This is a genomic window from Rhizobacter sp. P2_H2, from assembly GCF_056403375.1.
Genome location: NZ_JBFUFP010001167.1, coordinates 1 through 1,617, shown reverse-complemented (window position 1 = coordinate 1,617; position 1,617 = coordinate 1). Strand labels below are relative to the sequence as shown.

The 1,617-nt window shown below is 64.0% G+C and carries 1 protein-coding gene and 1 pseudogene; both read right to left on the bottom strand.

The genetic code is table 11. The features are described 5' to 3' along the window. Positions 1 to 1,354: elongation factor G (gene fusA, locus AC1D15_RS31210; RefSeq protein WP_477829088.1), on the bottom strand; the 1,354-nt coding region annotated here is incomplete at its 3' end. A 78-nt stretch (positions 1,355 to 1,432) separates the two neighbouring features. Further along, positions 1,433 to 1,617: pseudogene (locus tag AC1D15_RS31205) on the bottom strand (30S ribosomal protein S7); the annotation flags it as partial.

The window sequence follows — 1,617 nt, the reverse complement described above, 5'->3', positions numbered from 1 at the left end:
ACTCTTCGTCGGTGCGCAGGCGGAACGACGGATCTTCCGCCGCCAGGCGACCCAGCGCGATGCCCATCTTTTCCTGGTCGGCCTTGGTCTTCGGCTCGACGGCCTGCGAGATCACCGGCTCCGGGAAGATCATCTTCTCGAGCGTGATGACGTGGTCGGGATCGCACAGCGTTTCGCCGGTCGTCACGTCCTTCAGGCCCACGCAGGCGGCGATGTCGCCGGCCAGGATTTCCTTGATTTCTTCACGCTGGTTGGCGTGCATCTGCAGGATCCGGCCGATGCGCTCCTTCTTGCCACGGATCGGGTTGTAGACCGAGTCGCCCGACTTCAGCACGCCCGAATAGACGCGCACGAAGGTCAGCTGGCCGACGTACGGGTCGGTCATCAGCTTGAAGGCCAGCGCGGCGAACTTCTCGTTGTCGTCGGCCTTGCGGGTGACGACCTTCTCGTCCTCGTCGGTGCCCGGCACCGGCGGGATGTCGATCGGCGACGGCATGAAGTCGATCACCGCGTCGAGCATGCGCTGCACGCCCTTGTTCTTGAACGCGGTACCGCACAGCATCGGCTGGATCTCGCTCGCGATCGTGCGGGTGCGGATGCCCAGCTTGATCTCGGCTTCGCTCAGGTCGCCCGACTCGAGGTACTTGTTCATCAGGTCTTCGCTGGATTCAGCGGCGGCCTCGATCATGTTCTCGCGCCACTTCTTGGCGTCTGCCTGCAGCTCGGCCGGGATGTCCTTGTAGTCGAACTTCATGCCCTGCGAGGCCTCGTCCCAGATGATCGCCTTCATCTTGATCAGGTCGACCACGCCGCTGAAGCCGTCTTCAGCGCCGATCGGGATCACGATGGGCACCGGGTTCGCCTTCAGGCGGGCCTTCATCTGGTCATAGACCTTGTAGAAGTTCGCGCCGGTGCGGTCCATCTTGTTGACGAACGCGAGGCGCGGCACCTTGTACTTGTTGGCCTGGCGCCAGACGGTTTCCGACTGGGGCTGCACGCCACCCACGGCGCAGTACACCATGCAGGCGCCGTCGAGCACRCGCATSGAGCGCTCSACCTCGATSGTGAAGTCCACGTGSCCSGGSGTGTCGATGATGTTGATGCGGTGCTCGGGGTGGTTGAGCTCCATGCCCTTCCAGAAGCAGGTCGTCGCGGCCGACGTGATCGTGATGCCGCGCTCCTGCTCCTGCTCCATCCAGTCCATCGTGGCAGCGCCATCGTGCACTTCACCGATCTTGTGGTTCACACCCGTGTAGAACAGGATGCGCTCGGTGGTCGTGGTCTTGCCGGCGTCGATGTGGGCCGAGATGCCGATGTTGCGGTAGCGCTCGATGGGGGTCTTGCGGGTGGCCATGATGGCACTCCAAAAGCAGGGGCCGCTCGCGGGTTCGCGTAAACCCGAAGAGCGGCCGTTGGACTGGGGACTTCGTTCTTAGAAGCGGAAGTGCGAGAACGCCTTGTTGGCGTCCGCCATGCGGTGCACTTCGTCGCGCTTCTTCATCGCGCCGCCGCGGCCTTCGACGGCCTCCAGCAGTTCGTTGGCGAGGCGCTGGGCCATCGACTTCTCGCCGCGCTTGCGGGCCGATTCCTTCAGCCAGCGCATGGCCAGGGCCACGC